This window comes from Cognatishimia sp. F0-27, assembly GCF_020667845.1.
GTDB lineage: Bacteria > Pseudomonadota > Alphaproteobacteria > Rhodobacterales > Rhodobacteraceae > JAFMPQ01.
In genome coordinates this window covers 198,685-220,150 of sequence record NZ_JAFMPQ010000002.1, presented here as the reverse complement: position 1 = coordinate 220,150, position 21,466 = coordinate 198,685, and the positions used below count along the sequence as shown (strand labels likewise).

The 21,466-nt window shown below is 64.9% G+C and carries 21 protein-coding genes; 8 read left to right on the top strand and 13 right to left on the bottom strand.

Going from position 1 to position 21,466, the window contains the following annotated elements; translation table 11 throughout:
- Window positions 1-8 precede the first annotated feature (8 nt).
- Window positions 9-932 (bottom strand): choline ABC transporter substrate-binding protein, encoded by a 924-nt coding sequence (gene choX / locus J1C49_RS02180; RefSeq protein WP_227444150.1) that lies wholly within the window; start codon window positions 930-932, stop codon window positions 9-11.
- Window positions 933-1,065: 133 nt separating this feature from the next.
- On the opposite strand from choX, the gene ade reads away from it, so the two are divergent.
- Entirely contained in the window at window positions 1,066-2,760 is a 1,695-nt protein-coding gene (gene ade, locus J1C49_RS02175) for an adenine deaminase (RefSeq protein WP_227444149.1), read from the top strand.
- A gap of 133 nt (window positions 2,761-2,893) precedes the next feature.
- Here the strand turns inward: ade and J1C49_RS02170 are convergent, their stop codons facing one another.
- Both J1C49_RS02170 and J1C49_RS02165 read right to left on the bottom strand, forming a co-directional pair.
- A complete protein-coding gene (locus J1C49_RS02170; protein ID WP_227444194.1) occupies window positions 2,894-4,057 on the bottom strand; it encodes a lytic murein transglycosylase in 1,164 nt (387 codons plus the stop codon).
- A gap of 305 nt (window positions 4,058-4,362) precedes the next feature.
- Window positions 4,363-4,512 (bottom strand): hypothetical protein, encoded by a 150-nt coding sequence (locus J1C49_RS02165; RefSeq protein ID WP_227444198.1) that lies wholly within the window; start codon window positions 4,510-4,512, stop codon window positions 4,363-4,365.
- Here J1C49_RS02165 and J1C49_RS02160 point away from each other — a divergent pair.
- Entirely contained in the window at window positions 4,501-4,794 is a 294-nt protein-coding gene (locus tag J1C49_RS02160; RefSeq protein WP_370639359.1) for a hypothetical protein, read from the top strand. The two genes, J1C49_RS02165 and J1C49_RS02160, sit on opposite strands and share 12 nt — an antisense overlap.
- Before the next feature lie 130 nt (window positions 4,795-4,924).
- Here the strand turns inward: J1C49_RS02160 and J1C49_RS02155 are convergent, their stop codons facing one another.
- From J1C49_RS02155 to def (J1C49_RS02130), 6 genes are all read right to left on the bottom strand, one after another.
- Window positions 4,925-5,914, bottom strand: a complete 990-nt coding sequence (locus J1C49_RS02155) for a glutathione S-transferase family protein (protein ID WP_227444148.1) — start codon at window positions 5,912-5,914, stop codon at window positions 4,925-4,927.
- A gap of 122 nt (window positions 5,915-6,036) precedes the next feature.
- Window positions 6,037-6,276, bottom strand: a complete 240-nt coding sequence (locus J1C49_RS02150) for a GlsB/YeaQ/YmgE family stress response membrane protein (protein ID WP_227444147.1) — start codon at window positions 6,274-6,276, stop codon at window positions 6,037-6,039.
- Window positions 6,277-6,326: 50 nt separating this feature from the next.
- Window positions 6,327-6,569, bottom strand: coding sequence for a hypothetical protein (locus J1C49_RS02145; RefSeq protein WP_227444146.1), 243 nt, complete (start codon window positions 6,567-6,569; stop codon window positions 6,327-6,329).
- Window positions 6,570-6,575: 6 nt separating this feature from the next.
- Complete coding sequence (gene fmt / locus J1C49_RS02140; RefSeq protein WP_227444145.1) at window positions 6,576-7,487, bottom strand: methionyl-tRNA formyltransferase; 912 nt, start codon at window positions 7,485-7,487, stop codon at window positions 6,576-6,578.
- A 43-nt stretch (window positions 7,488-7,530) separates the two neighbouring features.
- Window positions 7,531-8,028, bottom strand: a complete 498-nt coding sequence (def, locus tag J1C49_RS02135; RefSeq protein ID WP_227444144.1) for a peptide deformylase — start codon at window positions 8,026-8,028, stop codon at window positions 7,531-7,533.
- 70 nt (window positions 8,029-8,098) lie between these two features.
- Entirely contained in the window at window positions 8,099-8,620 is a 522-nt protein-coding gene (gene def / locus J1C49_RS02130) for a peptide deformylase (protein WP_227444143.1), read from the bottom strand.
- Window positions 8,621-9,058: 438 nt separating this feature from the next.
- Between def (J1C49_RS02130) and J1C49_RS02125 the strand changes: the two genes are divergently transcribed.
- The gene (locus J1C49_RS02125) at window positions 9,059-10,252 is read left to right on the top strand and encodes a MalY/PatB family protein (protein ID WP_227444142.1); all 1,194 of its coding nucleotides are present in this window, start codon (window positions 9,059-9,061) and stop codon (window positions 10,250-10,252) included.
- Window positions 10,253-10,719: 467 nt separating this feature from the next.
- Here the strand turns inward: J1C49_RS02125 and J1C49_RS02120 are convergent, their stop codons facing one another.
- The 3 genes from J1C49_RS02120 to J1C49_RS02110 all read right to left on the bottom strand — a co-directional run bounded on the left by J1C49_RS02120 (window position 10,720) and on the right by J1C49_RS02110 (window position 14,091).
- Window positions 10,720-12,708, bottom strand: a complete 1,989-nt coding sequence (locus tag J1C49_RS02120; protein WP_227444141.1) for a VWA domain-containing protein — start codon at window positions 12,706-12,708, stop codon at window positions 10,720-10,722.
- The gene (locus tag J1C49_RS02115; RefSeq protein ID WP_227444140.1) at window positions 12,705-13,235 is read right to left on the bottom strand and encodes an RNA polymerase sigma factor; all 531 of its coding nucleotides are present in this window, start codon (window positions 13,233-13,235) and stop codon (window positions 12,705-12,707) included. The genes J1C49_RS02120 and J1C49_RS02115 overlap by 4 nt, the downstream gene beginning before the upstream one ends.
- 61 nt (window positions 13,236-13,296) lie before the next feature.
- Entirely contained in the window at window positions 13,297-14,091 is a 795-nt protein-coding gene (locus tag J1C49_RS02110; RefSeq protein WP_227444139.1) for an alpha/beta hydrolase, read from the bottom strand.
- 85 nt (window positions 14,092-14,176) lie between these two features.
- Between J1C49_RS02110 and J1C49_RS02105 the strand changes: the two genes are divergently transcribed.
- Window positions 14,177-15,649, top strand: a complete 1,473-nt coding sequence (locus tag J1C49_RS02105) for an NAD-dependent succinate-semialdehyde dehydrogenase (RefSeq protein WP_227444138.1) — start codon at window positions 14,177-14,179, stop codon at window positions 15,647-15,649.
- 187 nt (window positions 15,650-15,836) lie between these two features.
- On the opposite strand, the gene J1C49_RS02095 is transcribed toward J1C49_RS02105, so the two are convergent.
- Complete coding sequence (locus tag J1C49_RS02095; RefSeq protein WP_304522408.1) at window positions 15,837-18,371, bottom strand: calcium-binding protein; 2,535 nt, start codon at window positions 18,369-18,371, stop codon at window positions 15,837-15,839.
- Between the two features lie 350 nt (window positions 18,372-18,721).
- Between J1C49_RS02095 and J1C49_RS02090 the strand changes: the two genes are divergently transcribed.
- The 4 genes from J1C49_RS02090 (at window position 18,722) to J1C49_RS02075 (ending at window position 21,377) form a co-directional block, all read left to right on the top strand.
- A complete protein-coding gene (locus J1C49_RS02090; RefSeq protein WP_227444137.1) occupies window positions 18,722-19,924 on the top strand; it encodes a M24 family metallopeptidase in 1,203 nt (400 codons plus the stop codon).
- A gap of 163 nt (window positions 19,925-20,087) precedes the next feature.
- Window positions 20,088-20,414 (top strand): hypothetical protein, encoded by a 327-nt coding sequence (locus J1C49_RS02085; protein WP_227444136.1) that lies wholly within the window; start codon window positions 20,088-20,090, stop codon window positions 20,412-20,414.
- A gap of 59 nt (window positions 20,415-20,473) precedes the next feature.
- Window positions 20,474-20,740, top strand: a complete 267-nt coding sequence (locus J1C49_RS02080; RefSeq protein WP_227444135.1) for a hypothetical protein — start codon at window positions 20,474-20,476, stop codon at window positions 20,738-20,740.
- Window positions 20,741-20,759: 19 nt separating this feature from the next.
- Complete coding sequence (locus J1C49_RS02075; RefSeq protein ID WP_227444134.1) at window positions 20,760-21,377, top strand: DUF1523 family protein; 618 nt, start codon at window positions 20,760-20,762, stop codon at window positions 21,375-21,377.
- The last annotated feature ends 89 nt before the right edge of the window (window positions 21,378-21,466 follow it).

Below are 21,466 nucleotides of genomic sequence, written 5' to 3'. Positions count from 1 at the left end.
TGTTCTGATTAACCGTCGACCAGAGCCTGAGCGGCTGCCATCGCATCGCCCCCATCCACGGTGGTCACACCGTCGAGCCACGTCTCGAGGATACCCGGATTGGCCATGATCCACGCCCGTGCCGCGTCATCCGGATCGGCACCGTCATCCAGAATGGCGCCCATGATCTCGTTCTCCATCGCAAGCGTGAATTCGAGATTATTGAGCAGTTTGCCGACATTGGGGCATTCTTCGACATACCCTGCGCGGGTGTTGGTGAACACCGTCGCACCGCCAAGGTTCGGTCCGAAATAATCGTCTCCGCCAGTGAGATATGTCAGGTCGTAATTGGCATTCATCGGGTGCGGCTCCCACGCGAGGAAGACCACGGGCTCATCGCGCCCGTCCGCGCGACCGACCTGCGCCAGCATCCCCTGTTCGGAGCTTTCCTTCACCTCGAACCCCTCAAGGCCAAAGGCGTTGGCCTCGATCATGTCCATGATGAGGCGGTTGCCGTCATTGCCCGGCTCGATGCCATAGATCGTCTCTTCGAGCGCCTCCGCCTGCGCCGCGATATCGGCGAAATCCATGATGCCGAGCGCGGCCCCGGCGGCATTGGTGGCCAGCGTGTATTTCGCGCCTTCGAGGTTCGCACGCACCGTGTCCACCGTGCCGGCCTCGCGATACGGCGCAATATCGGCCTCCATCGTCGGCATCCAGTTGCCGAGGAACACGTCGATATCCCCCGCCGCCATGGAGGTATAGGTCACCGGCACGGACAGCACCTTGATATCCGTCTCGTAACCCAGCGCCTCAAGCACAAGCGTCGTCGCCGCCGTGGTTGCGGTGATATCCGTCCATCCCACGTCCGAAAAGGTGACCGTGCCGCAATCCGCGGCCGCCATGCCGCCCGCAACGCCAAGTGCGAGCGCAGAACATGCCAGTTTTTTCATCGTGATGTCTCCCGTTGATGTGTGATCTGTTTGCAGAACAGTCAACGCCGGAACGGCGCGCTTTGCAACCGCAACGCCTCTCGCACCTCGCGCCGCGCTGTGCCATCATCATGCCCTACCGACGGAGGACAGGATGCCAGACCTCGAAACCCGCATCGCCCAGGGACGGGGCGACGAGCCCGCCGATCTCGTCTTGCGCGGCGGGCGGCTGTTCGATCTTGTCACCGGGGATCTGCTTGATGGCGATGTGGCCATCTGCGGGGACCGCATCGTCGGCACTCTGGGGGCCTATGACGGCAACCGCGTGATCGACGTGAGCGGCCTGATCCTTGTGCCCGGATTCATCGACACGCATCTGCATATCGAAAGCTCTCTCGTGACGCCGCAGGAGTTCGACCGCTGCGTTGCGCCGCGCGGGATCACGACCGCGATCTGCGACCCGCATGAGATCGCCAATGTGATCGGCGCGGAGGGCATCCGCTATTTCCAGGCCTGTGCGCGCGAAACGCTGATCGACATCAAGGTGCAGCTCAGCTCCTGCGTGCCCTCCACCCACATGGAAACCGCCGGCGCCACGCTTCTGGCGGAGGATCTGCGGCCGCTCATGGGCGATGCAAGCGGTCTGGGGCTGGCGGAATTCATGAACTACCCCGGCGTGATCCATCGCGACCCCGAGGCCATGGCCAAGCTGCAGCTGTTCGAAGGTGGTCATATCGACGGCCATTGCCCGCTGCTTTCGGGGCACGACCTCAACGCCTATATTTCTGCCGGGATCCGGACCGAACACGAGGCAACAAGCGCCGAGGAAGCGCTGGAAAAGCTGCGCAAGGGCATGCGCGTGCTGATCCGCGAGGGCTCAGTTTCCAAGGACCTGCACGCGCTGCAACCGCTCCTGTCAGAGCGCAGCGCGATGCTTATGGCGCTCTGCACCGATGACCGCAATCCGCTCGATATCGCAGAGCACGGCCATCTGGATTACATGATCCGCACGCTGATCGCTCTGGGTACGTCGCCGCTTGCGGCCTACCGCGCTGCCACGCTCTCAGCCGCCGAAGCCTTCGGGCTGAAGGATCGGGGCATGATCGCGCCCGGCAAACGCGCCGACATCGTCGCCGTCACGTCGCTGGAGGCCTGCGACGCCCAGCTTGTGATCGCCGGCGGCATCCGCGTTTGTGACGACGCCTTCGCCGCGCGCCGCCCCGTCGCCCCGGTCGGGCGCAACTCCGTCCGGGCACCCCGGCTGGAGGCGGATGATTTCCGCACCACGGCCAACCGGGCAGAGACCGATGTGATCGGCATTCGCGACGGTCAGATCCTGACGGATCACCTGCATGAAATCATCCCCGTCGAGGATGGCGACAAGCGCCCCGATCCCGCGCGCGATCTTGCCCGCATCGCGGTGGTCGAACGCCACGGCAAGAACGGCAATATCGCCTGCGGATTCGTGCGCGGGTTTTGCATGACCCGCGGGGCCATCGCCTCCACCGTCTGCCATGACCATCACAACATCGTTTGTGTCGGTCAGGATTATGCCGCCATGGCCCTCGCCGCAAACCGCCTCTCGGAGATCGAGGGCGGCTTTGTCGTGGCGGATGAGACTGCCATTCTGGCGGAACTGGCATTGCCCGTCGCCGGGCTCATGAGCCTGCGTCCCTTCGAAGAGGTGCGCGACCGCCTGATCGACCTACGCGCCGCCGCGCGCGAGCTTGGCGTCACGCTGGAAGAGCCGTTCCTGCAACTGGCTTTTCTTGCTCTGCCGGTGATTCCCGCGCTCAAGATCACCGATCGCGGCATGGTCGACGTGACCCGCTTCGAGATCATCGCCTGACGCGCCAAGCGTCTCCGCCCCGGTCACGCCGCGCGGGTCTGCCGCCTGTCGTTTGCGTCATCCTGCCAATCGAGCGCCTGAAAAGGGCGCGCGTTCCCGCCACCCTGCGCCGTCCCCCGCGCGACCGGCACGCCTAGAGCCGGTCAAGCAGCGCCTGTGTGGGCCATGCATCCGCAGGCATGCCCAATTCGCGCTGCACCGCGCGCACCGCCGCGCGCGTGCCCGCGCCAAGGATGCCGTCGATCTCGCCCACGTCATGGCCGCGCGCCGCCAGCTTGGCCTGCAGCGCCTTCATCGCGTCTCCCGACAGGCCCGGGGCGGGGTTTCCCGCGTCGTAGATCGGCGCGCCTTCGAGGCGGGTGCCGAAATAAGCTGCGGTCAGCACATAGGTAAAGCTCTGGTTCCACTCGAAATAGACGCGGAAATTCGGATAGGCGATAAATGCCGGCCCATCGCGGCCTTGCGGGATGACGATCGACGCCATCAGGCCGCTCCCCTCGAAATCCCCGTTGCGTGCGCGCACGCCAAGCGCGGCCCATTCGGCCACCGGTTTTTGCACATGCAGGCCGGTTTCGAACCAGTCCAGCGTCTCTGGCAGCACCACCTCCTGCAGCCACGGCTCCCCGGCCCGCCATCCGAGATGCGACAGCATCTTGGCGCCGGACATCAGCGCATCCGGCGCCGAAGTCTTGAGGGTCACCCGCCCGTCGCCATCGCCATCCACGCCGTTTTCAAGGATGTCCCTCGGCAGCATCTGGACCATGCCGATCTCCCCCGCCCAGGCGCCGGTGGTGCGCGCCGGGTCGAAATCGCCCATCTCGTACAGTTCCAGCGCGGCAAGGATCTGCGGCCGGAAGATCTCTGGTCGACGACAATCATGTGCCAGCGTGACCAGCGCATTCAACGTGTTGAAATCGCCCTGAAAGCTGCCGTAATCGGTTTCGAAGGCCCAAAATGCCAGCAAGACGCCCGGCGCAATGCCATAGTCGCGCTCGATCCGTGCAAAAGTCTCTGCGTGGCGCCGGCCCATCTCGCGCCCACGATCGAGGCGGGACTGGGAGATCAGCTTGCGTGAAAAGGTGATAAACGGATCCTGAAAGATCCCCTGCCGCCGGTCCGCGCGCAGCACGGAGGCATCCTGCGCCGCCCCCGCGAAAAACCGGCCCACCGTTGCGGGATCGGCGCCCCCGGCCACCGCTTCTGCCGCGAGTTCGGAAACGAACGCGCCGAAATCACCGCCGCACGGCACAGGTGTCTGCGTCTGCGCCTGCGCCGTCATGGCCGTTGCAAGCCCCATGCCAAGTGCCATGATCGCTGCCAAACCTGTCCGTTTCCTGCGCATCGCCAATCCTCCGTTCGTGCAGACCGCACAGTACAAAGGGGCGCGCGCGCCGCAAGCGTCGCTTTGCGCGCGGATGTGTCCTGTGCAGCCCATTGGGGTGCGGGCGACGGGCTGGAGAGACGGAAAAATGCCTTGATCGCCCGATTCCCGACAAGAATGAGAAGGTTTACGCTCAATAACCACGGTCATCGGCCATTCTCCGCCGATGTTCACGTTTTGGATACCAAGCTTACGTTTACGTTAATGGTTTGTTCAGGAAATCAGCGCAATTGTGGCTGACCAGCCGCGCAGAACGCGCGCAACGGCCCTAAATCCTTAGTGGAGCCATCACAGTGAATGTCCTGATTGTCCAGCAAAATGCCAGCCTTGCCGGATTGTGGAAACGACATCTTCAGCGCATGGATACCCATGTTACCATCGTCGATAGCGAGCAAGACGCCATTGACGCGTTGCTGCTTGTGACCTTCCGGGTGATCATTCTCGACTTATCGCTCGAAAGCGGCGGCGCGTTCACCGTGTCCGATTTTGCCCATTACCGCCAACCGGACGCGCGGGTGATCTTTGTATCCAACACCGCGTTCTTCTCTGACGGGTCCATCTTCAAGCATTGCGGCAACGCGCGTGCCTTCCTTCCGGCGGCCACCAAGCCCGACGATCTCGCCGCCATGGTCGAGCATTACGCCACATACTGACGCCTCTCCGCGCCGGGTAAGCCCCGCGCGGCTCGGCGCTGCCAATCCCGCCCCCACCGCGCCAAAGCCCGGGGGCGGGACAGCGCCCAACCGCGCTGCGGCGCGTCGCCGGGCACCGGCGGTGGCCGGCTCAGGCCGCCTTGAGGTGCTCCCGCCCATGTGGCGCGTCGAGATCGAGAACCGGACCAATCGGCACGATCCGGTGCGGGTTCACCGTTTCGTGGCTGTAGTAGTAGTGTCGCGCGATGTGATCGAAATTCACCGTCTCGCGCACGCCGGGCCATTGATACAATTCCCGCAACCAGCCCGACAGGGCGGGCAGTTCCGCGACCTTGGTGCGGTTGCACTTGAAATGGCCGTGATAGACGAGGTCGAACCGGATCAGCGTCGTGAACAACCGCCAATCGGCCTCGGTGATGCGATCGCCCATCAGGTAGCGGCGCTCGGACAGACGCGCTTCGAGCCAGTCGATCGTATCGAAAAGCGGCCGGACAGCCGCCTCGTATGCCGCCTGCGTGGTGGCGAAACCGGATTTGTAGACGCCGTTGTTCAGCGTATCATAAATCCGGTCATTGACCGGCGCGATCGCGCTCCGGAGTGCCTCCGGCCAGAAATCCGCCGTATTGCCGGTGATGGAATCGAAGGCGGTGTTGAACATGCGGATGATCTCGGAGCTTTCGTTCGACACGATTGTCTCGCGCTCCTTGTCCCACAGGATCGGCACCGTCACCCGCCCGGTCGCCTTGGGGTCGGCCTTCAGATAGAGGTCGCGGGCAAAGGCGAAGCCGTAAAGCGCGTCGCCATTGGCGCCCTTGTCATCGGTGTCAAAGGTCCAACCGTCGGACAGCATGTCGGGATGCACGGCGCTCACCCCGATATGATCCTGCAAGCCCTTGAGGGCGCGGAAGATCAAGGCGCGATGCGCCCAGGGGCACGCATAAGAGACATACAGGTGATAGCGCCCGGATGCCGCCATGAACCCGCCCTCGCCGCTTGGACCGGGCGCGCCATCCCGCGTGATCCAGTTGCGATATCTTGCGTTGGAGCGCACGAACTTGCCGCCGGTCTGCTTGGTGTCATACCACACGTCATGCCAGACGCCGTCCACAAGCTGTCCCATCAGGCTCTCTCCTTCATTGCGATTTGAACCGTAGGTAGCTTGTGCGCAAAATTATGAAACCCTCGCCTGTGCAGAGGGTGCTGCGCAAAATCGCACCAATCCGGGCCGGAAGCCTGCGCAGATCAGCGCTGCACGATCATTTTCCAGATCCAGATCAATGCCATCGCACCGAGAATGGCGCCGACCAACCCGGCGAACGCCCCCGTCAGCGCAAGCAGGAACCGCAGCATCAAACCGCCGATCAGCGCCCCGGCCATGCCGATCACAACCGTCTCAACGATCCCGAGGTTCAGCCGCATCAATCGCGTTGCGATGAAACCGGCCCCTGCGCCGACAATCACCAGCCAGATGATCGAACCCATGGATTTGCCTCCCTCTCGTCGTGGCCGGTGCCCAGAACCACAGGCCGTGGTCAACGACGCTTGCGCCAATGTGTCGGCACGATGATCAGCGCCCCGACCGAGGACGCAATCGCGTTCAGCCCCGGCGACGCAAAGCCTATTCCGAACATCAATCGCACGAAATAGGCCAGAAAGGCACCTCCGATGCAAATGATGATGCTGGCGATCACGCCGTTCCGCGTGAAACCGCTGCGCTCGGAGACATATCCGACGATCCCGGCAATCACGATCGTGCCAATCATCACGGGAAACATGGCGCTCTACCCTCCAAAAACGGCGCCGCGTGGCACCGGATGCCCGCGCAGGAAGACATCCGCCGCCTGCACCCCCTTCCCGGCGCGCTGCGCCCGGGTCACCTGCACCGCCCCGCCGCCACAGGCGATGGTCAACGCATCGTCCAGCGCCGTCCCCGGCACGCCCGCACCGGGCACAACCCGGGCCCCCAGCAGCTTCAGCCGGGTGCCATCATGCTCCGTCCAGGCACCGGGAAACGGCGCCAGACCACGGATCTGCCGCGAGACGGCCTCGGCCGGCGCGCTCCAGTCGATGCGTGCCTCCGCCTTGTCGATCTTCTCGGCATAGGTGACCCCCGCGTCCGGCTGCGGCTCCGGCGTCAACGCGTCGAGACGATCCAGCGCCGCCACGATCAGCCGCGCGCCGATCCCACTGAGCCGGTCATGCAGGTCCCCGGTTGTCTCCTCCGCGCCGATCGGCGTCGCCTCGCGCAGCAGGACCGGCCCGGTATCGAGCCCGGCCTCCATCTGCATGATGCAGATACCGGTCTCCGCATCGCCGGCGAGGATCGCGCGATGGATCGGCGCCGCCCCGCGCCAGCGCGGCAGCAGCGAGGCATGGATGTTGAGACAGCCGCGCCTTGGCGCATCGAGCACCGCCTGCGGCAAGATCAACCCGTAGGCCACCACCACGGCAACCTCCGCATCGAGCGCCGCAAAGGCCTCCTGAGCCTCCGTTCCCTTCAGGCTGCCGGGATGGCGCACGGGCAAGCCCAGCGCCTCCGCTCGCGCCTGAACCGGGGTCGGGCGCACGGCCTTGCCGCGCCCGGCCGGTCGTGGCGGCTGCGTGTAAACGCAAAGGATGTCATGGCCGGCCGCCGCCAGCGCGTCGAGAACCGGGACGGAAAACGCCGGGCTTCCCATGAACACAAGTCTCACTCGCCTTATCCTTTCCCGTGCGCGCAGCGCCCCTTCGGAGATATCACCGGCGCTTTGCGAATTTCTTAAGCAGCATGTCGCGCTTCACCTTGCTGAGCCGGTGCACAAAGAGCTTGCCGTCAAGATGATCCACCTGATGCTGCGCCGACGTGGCCCAAAGCCCGACAAAATCACGCTCCACCGTCGCGCCCGTCTCGTCGAGAAAGCGCAGTGTCACGGCCCGCGGCCGCGTTACCATGGCGGATATGCCCGGCAGATTGGGGCTCGCCTCCTCGTGGCTGCGCATCTTGACAGAGGCATGCAGGATCTCCGGATTGGCCATGCGCACAACCGCACCACCGCTCTCGGACGCATCGACGATTGCAAGACGCAAGCCAACGCCGATCTGGGGCGCGGCCAGCCCGACGCCACCGGCCATGCTGTGCATCGCTGCAACCATGTCGTCCCAAACCGCCCGCACGGCATCATCGACCGCCGCCACCGGCGCCGCTGGGGTCAACAGCCGCTTGTCCGGCCAGATCAGGAACGGCCGCGCGCTCATCGCGCCGTCTGCTCCGGGGCTATCCCCCCGGCGCATCCCGCGCGTCTCGCTGCATCCCCGCCCCTGCCCCTCATGCGCGGGCGCGCTCTTTCTTGAACTTGACCATCTTGCGGGTGATCATCTGACGCTTGAGCGGCTTGAGATAGTCGATGAAGAGCTTGCCATCGAGATGGTCGATCTCATGCTGCACGCAGGTCGCCCAAAGACCGTCAAAGCCTTCGCGATGCTCCTTGCCGTCCACGTCGATCCAGCGCACCTCAACCTCGGCGGGCCGTTCCACATCCGCGTATTGCTCGGGGATCGACAGGCAGCCTTCCTCGTACACGTTGCGCTCTTCCGACGCGCTCACAACTTCCGGGTTGATCATGACAAGCGGGCGTGGCGGCCGCTCGTCCTCGGGCTTGACGCAATCCATGACGATCATGCGCGTCAACAGACCGACCTGAGGCGCGGCAAGGCCAATGCCGGGCGCCTCATACATGGTCTCCAGCATGTCATCCGCCAGGGCGCGCAGGTCATCGTCGATATCGGCAACCTCTGCGGAGACTTTCTTGAGGCGCGGGTCGGGGTGGATCAGGATCGGGCGTTTCATGGCACTGATCTAGGCCCAACGCCGCGCGGCTGCAAGCCACAGAGCCCGGCTGGTAGCGCTGCTGACCCGGACAATTGCTCGACACCCCCGTCGCCACACCCCCGTCACCGGGCAGCGCCCGATCGGTCGCAGGCCGCACCAGCAGGGGATCGCGCGGATCGGGCCAGCCCCCCTCCCGCCACCGCGTGGCTTTACCCTGAACCGCGCACACAGGCGGCCCGGCCCGCACCGGCCTTCCGGGATGCCTCGCCACGCCTCCGCCCCCCGGCACGTCCCGGCCCGCAGCGGCCCGCACCGGCAGCAGCCCCCCCTCGCGGCACCGCAGAGGCCACCGTGCGCTGCGCCGCATGCAATGCGTCAAACCGCCAGGATCCGCCCCTTGCCCTCGCTGCCGGAACAGCTACCGTCTCGCTGATTGCCTACAAGCCCGGAGCCTCCATGAACCTTATCGAAAGCAGCAGCCCGTTTGACGAAATCGTCGACCGGATCGACACCCATTGCAGCAAATGGGACAGCATGGAACAGACCTATGGCGTCTCCCCAGAAACCGGCATCCCGATGTGGGTGGCCGACATGGACTTCCGCCCCCCCGCCTGCATCCAGTCCGCGGTGGACCGCATGGCCACGCATGGCATCTACGGCTATTTCGGTGATGACAGCGCCTACAAGGAGGCGATCCGCTGGTGGCATGCGGAACGCCACGGATGGTCGGTCGCGCCGGAATGGATCTTCTCGGTCAACGGGCTGGTGAACGGAACGGGTCTTTGCGTCGATGCCTTCACCAAACCGGGCGACGGCGTCATTCTCTTCACGCCGGTGTATCATGCCTTCTTCCGGGTAATCCGGGCCGCCGGGCGCGATGTGGTCGAATGCCCGCTTGCCCTCGTCGATGGCCGCTACGAAATGGATTTCGACGCTTACGACGCGCAGATGACGGGCAAGGAACGCATGGTCGTGCTCTGCTCGCCGCACAATCCCGGCGGGCGCGTCTGGTCCCGCGCAGAGCTCAAGGGGCTCGCCGCATTCTGCAAGCGCCACGACCTGGTTCTCGTCTCCGACGAGATCCATGCCGACCTCGTCATGCCGGGCCAGACCCACACGCCCATGGCGCTGGTCGACCCGACGCTGACCGAGCGACTGGTCATGATGGCCGCCGCCACCAAGACCTTTGGCATCGCAGGCGCACATGTCGGCAATGTCATCATCGAAGACCCCGATCTGCGCGCGCGGTTTGCGGCAAGCGTTGCGGGCACGGGCACCTCTCCGGGCTCGTTCGGTCTGCATATGGTGACCGCCGGCTACAGCCCGGAAGGCGCGGCCTGGGTCGATGCGCTCTGTGCCTATCTCGATGGGAACCGACGGCTCTTCGACGCCACGATCCACGCAATCCCCGGTCTGCGCTCCATGCCGCTGGAAGCCACCTACCTCGCATGGGTCGACTTCGCTGGTACCGGCATGACCCGCGAGGAATTCACACAGCGGGTCGAAAAGGAGGCCCGCATCGCCGCCAACCATGGCACAACCTTCGGTCAGGGCGGCGCCTCCTTCTTGCGGTTCAACCTCGCAACCCCCCGCTCACGGGTGGAGGAAGCCTGTGTGCGGCTGCAAGCCGCTTTCGCCGACCTGCAATAACCGCCCCCCTAAATAGCCTGGCGCGCCACCACAACCCGGCGCGCGCGACCGCGCAAACGCCGCGTGCGCCCTCGCAACCGGCGTCAAACCCGTCCAAGGCAGCGGGATCCCCCGCCGCGCGCCCTGCCCGCCATAGGCGTCTGGCCCGCCGCCCGCCCCGCCCGCCGCAGATCGCGCAACACCGCCCCCACCGCGGCAACGAATGCCTGGGCCGGCGCCCACCGTGACCAAAACATCCGGCCGATGCCCCGCCCCCCACCGCAGCGGCGAATGCCAAGGCCGGCGCCCCCCACCAAAACATCTAGGCGCGGCCCCGCCCGCACCGCGCCGACACAGCGGTTTCTTTGGGCCCGAAATATCCCGGAGGTCCGGGGGCTGGCCCCCGGCACGTTTCCCCTCCGCACCACTGCTCTCCAAAAGCACAAACGGAGGCACCGCCCCCGTTTGCACGCGCCATCGAAATGGGTCTACCGATCCATGCTCTGCGCCAGCCGCAACAGCGTGACCGCCTCCCGCCGGTAGCCAAACGGATCTTCGCCCACATGCGCCTGGGCAAGCGCAATCGCCTCCGCATAGCCCCAGTCGCCGACATATTCCGATCCGGTGAGAAGCTGCCCGAACCCCGCAATCGCCGCCGCGAAACCGGCCTCGCCCGGTGCCGCCACCGCCGCAATCGGCGCCTCGATCAGCCGGCTCTCGGTCTCGCCCGGCACCTTGTAGCGCAGCCGCAGGAAGCCAAGCTCATCGGACCCGCCAGCCGCGGCCGCATCGCCATACCGCAGCGGATCGCTCAGCACCGCATCCGAGCCCACCGGCGTCACCTCATACAAAGCCGTCACCTGATGCCCGGCCCCGATATCGCCCGCATCGACGCGATCATTGTTGAAATCGGTCCGCGACAGCGCGCGCGTCTCGTAGCCGATCAGCCGGTATTCCGCGACCGTCGCGGGGTTGAACTCCACCTGGATCTTCGCGTCATTGGCCACCGGCACAAGCGCCCCCGTCAACTGATCGACAAGCACCTTCTGCGCCTCGGCCAGCGTGTCGATATAGGCCGCGATGCCGTTGCCGGTCTGCGCCAGCGCCTGCATCGTCGCGTCGTCGAGATTGCCGCGCCCGAAGCCCAGCACGCTGAGATAGGTGCCCGCCTCGCGCTTCTCGGCGATGAACGCCTCCAGCGCGCCCGGATCGCTCAGCCCGATGTTGAAATCCCCGTCCGTCGCAAGGATCACCCGGCTCACCGCGCCGTCCCGCGCCATCTCCGCGGCGGTCGCGTAGGCCTGCTGCAACCCGTCCTGACCGGCGGTGCCACCGCCCGCCTGCAACCGCTCCAGCGCCGCCAGAATCGTCTCGCGGTCGCTCGCGGGCGTCGGCTCAAGCACGCGACCCGCGCTGCCCGCATAGGTCGCGATCGACACTTGGTCCTCCGCGCTCAGCTCGCCCAGCATCAGCCGGAAACTCTGGATCAGAAGCGGCAGCTTGTCGGGCTGGTTCATCGAGCCGGACGTGTCGATCAGGAACACGAGGTTCATCGGCGGGCGCGCTTGCGGCAACTCCGCCTGCAACCCGATCCGCACCAGCTGCGTGCCGGCGTTCCACGGTGTCTGCATCACCGCGACCGACGGCGCAAAGGCCTCGCCGCCCGGTTCCGGCGCCGCATAATCATAGGTGAAATAATTCACCATCTCCTCGATCCGCACCGCACCCTCGGGCGGCAATTGCCCCGCGCTCAGCGCGCGCCGCACCATCGCCCAGCTTGCCGTGTCCACATCGATGGAAAAGGTCGACACCGGCTCCTCGGCAGTGATCTTCACTGGGTTCGCCTCGGCGTCCGGATAGGCTTCGGTATCGGCCTCCGCCACAATCGGACGATCCGGCACAGGCAACGGGAGCTGCACCGCGCGCCCCTCGCCCGTCTCCGGCGACACGGCCTGCCCGGAATAGAGCACCGCCGCGCCAGTGTCCGGTGCGGCCATGCGCGTCAACGCCCCGGGCGCTTCGCGCGGCACCATCGGCGCATCCGCCGCGCTCTCCGCCTCCGCCACGACCACCGGTTCTGCCGCGACCACCGGCTCTGCCAAGACGACGGGCGCCATCTCTTCCGCATCCAGCGCGGCTTCGCTGACCGAAACCGGGCCGTTGCCGCCGAGACGCGGCATCTCGAAGGACGGCAGCACCGCCAAAAGCGACACCGCCGCCACCGCTGTCGCAGCGGTGGTCAGCCCAAGCATCGTCCGGGTTTTCATTGCGTGCAGCATGTCTCTCACTCCTCTGATCCGCCCCCCAGCGGGGCGTTCGGAAGTGGGACGCGCCGCGCCGCTCATTCCTTGGACCGCATCGAAATTTTCCTGCGCCCGGGCCAGAACATCCGCCTTGCGCGCGGCATCGGGCCTCGGGGTCGCATCGCGCATCGCCCGCGCGAGATCGTCGAGATCGAACTCGTCCCGCTCGCTCATCCTTCCGCCTCCTTGACTGCCTTGAGCCGCTTTTTCGCCTCTGACACGCGCCACGACACCGTGCCTTCGGACACACCCAGCACCGCGCCCGCCTCCGCGTGGCTCACCCCGTCAAGCACCAAGGCCAGCGTCTCGCGCAGGTCGTCGTTGAGCGCCCGCATCGCCCGTGTGAGCCAGTCGAGCCGCTCGGACGCCTCCGCAAGATCCGCCTGCCGCGCCACCTCCCAGTCGCCCCAGCCCTCCGCCGCGCGCGCATGGGCCGCGCGCCGCCGGAACCGGTCCCGCGCCGCGTTCACGGTCACCCGGTAGAGCCAGGTCGACAGCTTGCCCTCGCCGCGCCACGACTTCAGCCGCGCGGGCAGCGACAGGCACACATCCTGCGCCAGATCCTCCGCCTCGGCGCGGTCCCCGGTGAGACGAAAGCCCAGTCCGAACACGCGGTCATACACGCGCTCGACCAAGAGGCCAAAGGCCTCCCGGTCCCCCATCTGCGCCGCCCGCGCGAGGCTTTCATCACTGCTGTCCATCAACATCCTGACGCTGGGACGCAGCCCGGGCCGCAATCCTTGGCCGTGCGGCGAAAAAAAATCAGCCAGCGCCCAGCAGCGTCTTGACCATGCGGCTGGTCGGGTCGGCCAGCGCGTCGATCACATCGAAATGATGCAGGCCCTCGTCCACCACGTGCTCCGCCTCCCAGGCCTCGGCCAGCCAGCGCGCCTGATCGAGAAAGACGGGCCGTTCATCTGCCCCGACCCAGACCGTTACAGACACCTCCGGCTTGGGCTGAAACACCGGGCTTTCGGCGCGCGCCTTGGCATCGTCGAGCCCGAAATCCGCGTTCATCGAGGTCTGCATCAGCGGGCGCAGGTCCGAAACTGGCGAAATCGGAAGGATCTTGACGATGCGCCCGGCCACGTCCTCGGGCAAGAGGCCCGGCTCTGCCATGCGGGACACAAGGTGCCCGCCCGCCGAATGCCCCACCAGCCGCACCGGCCCGGACACTTCGCGCGCCGCAACCGTCACCGCATCCGCCACCTGCCGCGTGATATCGGCAATCTCGACCCGCGGGCAAAGGTCATAAGACGGCATCGCCACCGCCCAGCCATGCGCCCGCGCGCCTTCGGCAAAATGCGACCAGAAGGAGCGATCGAAGCGCAGCCAGTAGCCGCCATGCACAAACACCACCAGCCCTTTCGGCTCCCCGTCCGGCAGGAACAGGTCCATCGCCTGCCGCGCCCCGTGCCCATACATCAGGCCAAGCCGCGCATGGCCCGTGACCGCTAGCCGCTTGCGATAGGATTCCGCCGCTTCGGTCCAGCGTGGCGGGTAGTCATCCGCCCCCGGGATGTGGGCGGCATTGGCATAGGCGTCGTCAAGCTCCATCGCTTTCTCCGATCAAGATCTATATGACTGCGGTGAACGCCACGACTTGCGCCCGCCAGCGCAATCCAGAATGACGGAGAAAGCGATGCTCGACCAGACCACAGACCTCAAATCCATGCTGAAGGATCCCGCCCTGCTCGAAACCCGCGCCTACGTGGACGGGGCGTGGCTCTCTGGCGACAAGACCTTTACCGTGACCAATCCCGCGCGCGGGGATGTGATCGCAGAGGTCGCGGATATGGACCGCGCCGCGGTCGCCAAGGCGGTGGATGCCGCCTATGCCGCGCAAAAAGACTGGGCCGCCTGGACCGGCAAGGAACGCGCCGGCGTGCTGCGCCGCTGGTTCGAGCTGATGATGGAAAACCAGGACGATCTCGGCGTGATCATGACCGCCGAACAGGGCAAGCCGCTGCCCGAGGCCAAGGGCGAGGTGGCCTATGGTGCGAGCTTTGTCGAGTTCTTTGCCGAAGAAGCCAAGCGCGTCTACGGCGAGACGATCCCCGGCCATGCGCGCGACAAGCGCATCACCGTGATCAAGCAGCCCATCGGCGTCGCCGCCTCGATCACGCCGTGGAACTTCCCCAACGCGATGATCACCCGCAAGGCCGCGCCCGCGCTCGCCGCCGGGTGCAGCTTCGTCTCGCGTCCCGCCACCGAAACACCGCTCTCCGCGCTGGCGCTCGCCGTTCTGGCCGAACGCGCAGGCATCCCCAAAGGCGTGTTCAACGTGCTGCCCTCCACCTCTGCCTCCGAGGTCGGCAAGGAGTTCTGCGAGAACGAGAAAGTGCGCAAGATCACCTTCACCGGCTCGACCGAGGTCGGCCGGATCCTGCTGCGCCAGGCTGCCGATCAGGTCAAGAAATGCTCCATGGAGCTGGGCGGCAACGCACCCTTCATCGTGTTCGATGACGCCGATCTCGACGCCGCTGTCGAAGGCGCGATCGTCTGCAAGTTCCGCAACAACGGCCAGACCTGCGTCTGCGCCAACCGGATCTACGTGCAGTCCGGTGTCTATGACGCCTTCGCCGAGAAACTCGCCGCCCGGGTCAAGACGATGAAGGTGGGCGACGGCCTCGAAGAGGGCACCGACCTTGGCCCGCTGATCAGCCAGGACGCCATCGACAAGGTGGAAGAGCATCTCGCCGACGCCAAGTCCAAGGGGGCGACCGTCATCCTTGGCGGCGACCCGCATGCGGGCAAGGGCTCGTTCTGCCCGCCGACCATCGTGACCGGCGCAACCCAGGACATGGCCGTGGCCACCGAGGAAACCTTCGGCCCGCTCGCGCCTTTGTTCAAGTTCGATGACGAGGATGACGTGATCGCGCAGGCCAATGACACCATCTTCGGCCTTGCGTCCTATTTCTATGCCAACGATCTCAGCCGCGTCTACAAGGTGGCCGAGGCGCTGGAATATGGCATCGTCGGAGTCAACACGGGCATCATCTCCTCCGAGCTCGCCCCCTTCGGCGGCGTCAAGCAATCCGGCCTTGGCCGCGAAGGCAGCCACCACGGCATCGAGGAATTCCTCGAGATGAAATACATCTGCATGACCGTCTGATCACGAGATCGGGCCCGTCTTGCCCTTCCCGTCCTTCCCGGCGTGACGGGCCCGCACAGGCAAAGGCACAGGCCCGCGCAGGGAACAGGCACAGGCAGACGCAAAAGCACAGGCACAAAAAAGGCGGCCCCTCCCGATATGGGGGGCCGCCATTCCTCTTGTCGCACAAGCCCTTCGGCACAGCAGCCTAGATCAGCACAAGGTCATCCTGCACCGCCGCCAGATCGGCCCCGACCACGGTCAGCGTGTTGCCATTGCCGAAATCGAAAACAAGGTCGTTGCTGTCCGGAACAACGTAATTGGCAAGATCCGCCACGCTGGGTGACATCTCGTCAAGCAGGCCTGCGGCAATCTCGATCGTATCCACCGGCGCATGGTCGAGGATCCGGTCCGCTCCCGCGAAATAGACAAAGGTGTCCGCGCCAAGACCGCCGCGCAACACGTCGTCCCCGGAGCCGCCATCCATCGTGTCATTGCCGGAATTGCCCTCAAGCCGGTCATTGCCCGCCCCGCCATCCAGCCGGTCGAACCCGTTGCCCCCCTGAAGCGTGTCTTCCCAGGTGCCACCATCCAGCGTGTCCGCGCCGAACCCGCCTTGCAACAGGTCGCTGTTGGCCCCGCCTTCCAGCAGGTCATTGCCGTTGTTGCCCTGCAACGTATCCAGCCCGACCCCGCCTTGAAGATGGTCGAACCCGTCGCGCGCCACCAGAAGGTCGTTGCCTGCCCCGCCCAGCATCGTGTCAAAGCCAAGACCGCCCTCAAGCGTGTCGTTCCCGGTCTGCCCGTTCAGCACATCGTTGCCGAAATTGCCCACGAGGGAGTCGTCATCGGCACCGCCATAAAGCGCGTCGAACCCATTGCCGCCGAGCAACGAGTCGGCGCCATCGCCGCCGCCCAGCGTGTCGAAGCCGAACCCGCCAATCAGCGTGTCGTCCCCCGGCCCGCCCGACAGCAGGTCGGAGCCGAACACCCCCGCAAGGTCGTCATCGCCCGCGCCGCCGACAATCGTGTTGTCACCCGCGGTGCCAATGGCGCCAACGCCCGCCGTATCGTCGAACAGGCTGGTGAGCGCTACGACGCCATCCGCAAAGGCAACCTGCTCGACCCCCGAAAGCAGGTCGGACCCGTCCCCGGTCGCGATCCGCACACCGTCGCGCTCGATGGTCACCGTCGCATCGGCGGCGTTGGCGGCAATCACCGCGCGGTCGCTGCCCGGCCCGCCTTCGAGCGTATCGTCGCCAAGCCCGCCGATCAGCGTGTCGTCATTGCGATCCGCGCGCAGCCAGTTGGCGCCATCGGTGCCGGTGATCTCGATCGCCGGCGCGCCATCGTAGAAGTAATTCTCGATCTCGATGAAAGTGTCGCGCCCATTGCCGAACTCGACGGCCCCGCCCTCTCCCGTTGCAAGGTTCCCGAAGGCCGTGAACGCGTCCTCCGCGGCATTGCCCGCCGTGATCCAGACGCTGTCAGTGCCCTCGCCGCCATTCACCGTGTCAAAGCCGGTCACAAGGAAGAAGTGATCGTCCCCCTCATCGCCATACAGGCTGTCATTACCGGCGCCATCGATGAGCGTATCGTCCCCCTCGGCCGCCAAAAGCACGTTATCCGACGCATTGCCCACAAGCCGCGCATTCCACAGCCCCATCAAGGAGAAATTCTCGATCCCCTCGATGTAGTCGCGCCCGATATCCGACCCCAGCCGCCCGTGAATGCCTTGCAGCATGTCCACCTCGACGTCGAAATCCGCCGGAATCCCGGTGACATCCGTTTCCAGCGTGTCGATCCCCGCACCGCCGATCCACTTGTCGTTGCCGCCGCCGCTGTTGATCAACAGATCGTCGCCGGCCCCGGCATCCAGCGTGTCGCTCCCGCCGCGCCCGTCGAGCGTATCGTTGCCGTCATTGCCCCGCAGGCTGTCACCGCCATCGCCACCCGCAAGGCTGTCGTCGAAGGCGCTGCCATGCACCTCCTCGATATCGGTCAAACTGTCGGTATTGCCGGCGCCATCGACTGCCGTGCCGACCCCAAGGTCCACAGATACCGGGTTGACTGCTTCCGAGTAGTCAACCGTATCCCAACCGCCGCGCCCATCGACACTATCCGCCCCACCCACTGAAAAATTCGGGGTGAACTGATCCCCTTCCTGATCGAGCGTGAAGTAGTTGTCGGCGTCGTTGCCCGCGATGCTATCGGAGTAGTTCGACCCGCCAATGCCCTCGATGCCGATCAGGGTGTCATTGCCCTCTCCACCCGTCGCCGTGCCCGCCGCCAGATCGATCTGCACCGCTGCGGGCGCACGCCCGTACCAGACGAAATCGAACCCGCCGCGCCCGTCGATCAGGTCATCCCCGGCCTCTCCCGTAAAACTGTTGCTGATCGGATCGTTGCCCCGCAGCGTATCGTCGAACGCCGAGCCGATGACCCGCTCGACATCAAAAAGCTGATCCGTCCCGCCCTGCCCGTCGGTGGCGACGCCGGAAGCAAGATCAACTGTCACCGCCGCCGGAGCATCACGGTAATCGACGCGATCAAACCCTGGGCCAGCATTGTAAGTGTCATCGCCCGGTTCACTATACATCCAGTCGTTGCCCGGACCACCGTTCAGGACATCGTCGCCGCCTGCGCCCGCCAGCTGGTCGTTGCCGCCAAGCCCGTTGATCGTGTCGTCCTGCTCGGTGCCGGTCAGGGTTTCGCTGTTGTCGTTGCCGTTAATCAAAGCCATGTCAAAACTCCGTCTTTCGTCATTTAATGGCCGCAAGTGTATCGGATCGCGTCACCCGATCCAGAATTTTTCAGGGCGCCTTGCGGTTGGCCACAGGCCGGATCAAAGATGTTCGTGAAACGTTCATGCGCATGGGTTGTGCATCGAATGTGCATGGATTGTGCATGGCCGTTTTCCGGCTTGGATCAGCGGTGCCGAGGCTCTTGCCAGACTGCTCCGGATCGGGGACAAGCATCTTCAGGCCGACGATGGCGTCGTCACCTTTCTGGCCGTTCATCCATCCTGCACGCCGGGATCTTGCTTTGCCGAACCGGCGGGGAAGATCACCCGCCGCTCGTGAGGAGGACCGCATGGACCGACCCCAGTTTTACCGATTTCACCAGGGCGAAAAAACCCTTCCCTTCGCACCGGACGAATACGAGTCCCGGTTGAGCCTGCTTCGAAAAACTATGGAAGACCAAGGCCGTGGCGCCTGCGTATTCACGTCGATGCACAACATCGCCTATTATTCCGGATTTCTCTATTGCGCCTTCGGGCGGCCTTACGCGCTGGTTGTGACCGCGTCCGAGGCAGTGACCATCTCCGCAGGGATCGACGCGGCCCAGCCCTGGCGGCGCAGCGTGGCTGACAACATCACCTATACCGACTGGACGCGGAACAATTACTGGCGCGCGATTGCCTCCGTCACAGGCACGGCCGGCACGGTCGGATATGAAGGCGACCATCTGACACTTGTGCAAAAAGAGTTTATGGATCAATTTCTTAAGCCATCGTCCAGCGTCGATATCGCGCCCGACACCATGCGCCAGCGGATGCATAAATCCCCCGCCGAGATCGCCCTGATCCGGCACGGCGCGCAGGTCGCCGATGTCGGCGGCTACGCCATCCGCGACGCCATCCGCCCCGGCACGCGCGAGATCGACGTCGCCATGGCCGGGCGCGATGCGATGGAGCTTGAGATCGCCAAACGCTTCCCCGACGCGGAGTATCGCGACACCTGGGTCTGGTTCCAATCGGGCATCAACACCGACGGCGCGCATAACCCCGTCACCGCGCGCGAACTGCGAACCGGCGACATTCTCAGCTTGAATACTTTCCCCATGATTTCAGGCTATTACACCGCCCTTGAGCGCACGCTCTTCGTGCAGGACGTCGATGACGCCTCGCTGAAAATCTGGGAAGCCAACGTCGCCGCGCATGAATACGGCATGAGCCTTCTCAAGCCCGGCGCGCGCTGCTGCGATGTGACAGAGGCCATCAATGTCTTTTTTGCGGAGCGCGATCTGCTGAAATACCGCACCTTCGGTTACGGGCACAGCTTCGGGGTTCTGTCGCATTACTATGGCCGCGAAGCCGGTCTGGAATTGCGCGAAGACATCGACACGGTGCTGGAGCCGGGCATGGTCATTTCGATGGAGCCAATGCTCACCATCCCCGAAGGCCAACCCGGCGCGGGTGGGTATCGCGAACACGATATTCTCGTGATCACCGAGGATGGAAACGAGAACATCACCGGCTTCCCATATGGCCCCGCTCACAACGTGGTGGGCTGAGGGTAACTCTCTTTTGGAAAACGAAAAAAATCGCGGCCCCGGAGAAACGGGCCGCGATCACCGGCGCCTTTGCCGGGTAGCTGGCCGCCATTTCCGGGGTGCGTTTCGCGGTCCGAAGACGGACAAGACTTGAACGCCGCGCCGCCGCGCACATCTCAGACCCATGTTGACCGGTCTCGCTCTGCCCACCCTGCTGTTGATGATTGCGGCCGTGCTGATCACGCGCCTGATCGAGCGGGTCGTGCCGGAATCGGGGCTGGGCCTTGCCACGCTCGGCGTTGTGTCGTCGCTGGTGCTCTGGCTTGTGGCAGGGGCCCTTTTTGCAACGCTCTACCTCGGACAGGACAGCCGCCTCGCAGCGCTCCTCGCCAGCCCGGAGGGCATCGTGCATTTCCTCGCGCTCGGGGCCAAGGCCGCCCTGATCTGGGCGCCTCTCGTTGGCATTGTCACCATCACCGCGCCGCAAAGATGGAAAACCAACCGCTGGTAACTTGATTTCTCCCTCCGGCACGGCGCACAAAGATCGGGTATGTCTTCGGGAGTGGAACCATGCTGGCGCTGGCGCGGTTGTTGATAGTGGGATTTCTGGTCCTGACGGTGGTTTATATCTGCCTGTCGCTCTACTCCCGAGCCGTGCGGCGCTCAAAGCTGGCGGAGTGGTGGGAAGAAGAGGGCCGCCCAGGCGACAAGGATGTCTATATCGAGGATGGGCTCAAGGAATATGATCAATCGCTGCGCCGCAAACTCATTCTGGGTGTTTACATCGTTCCCATGGCGCTGATCGCCACAATAGTCTATCTGACCAACTTCAGTTGAGATCCGCAAAGAGGCCCCCATGCGATACGTGAAATGGTTCTTTATCCTGCTCTTCTGGGTCTGTTTGGCCTCTTTCCTGCATTACACCCTGCCGCAGACGGATATCGCGCGGGTCACGGATACCTATGAAAGCCGTGTGAACCCGGGCGAGAACCGCTGGTTCTGGGCGCAGGAGAACGCGGGCGACGCGGTTGGGGTCGAGCGCGATGTGTTCTTCATCCAGACACGGCTCAACAATGGCGAGGTGATGGTCTATCGCAACGAAGATACGGGCTGGGGCTGGCCGCCCTATTTCAAGTTCGATACCGCCAACCTGCAGGCCGAGGCCGCCGATCAGGTCTCTACCGCCGAGAACCCGCGCTGGGTCGCGATCCGGCATTACGGGTGGCGCAACGAATTCATCTCGATCTTCCCCAATGCGATCTCGATCCGACCGGTGGACGGGCCTGACACGCGCGTGATCCCCTGGGTGTCGATCGTGATCCTGGTCATCCTTGCGGGGCTTTTCTGGGCGATCTGGGTGCGCTGGACCCGCTTCTGGGAAGCGCGGGTCGACCCGACGCTGGAAACCGTGGGCGACAAGATCGACGATGGCAGCCATTGGCTGCGCAACCTGTTCGGAGGCGCGAAGAAATAGCGCCCCACCTTCCTCTTCGAGAGACACGCTAGGCCCCGGACTTCCCGTTCCGGGGCTTTTTTGCGCCAGATGTCAGGGACAGCACCCCC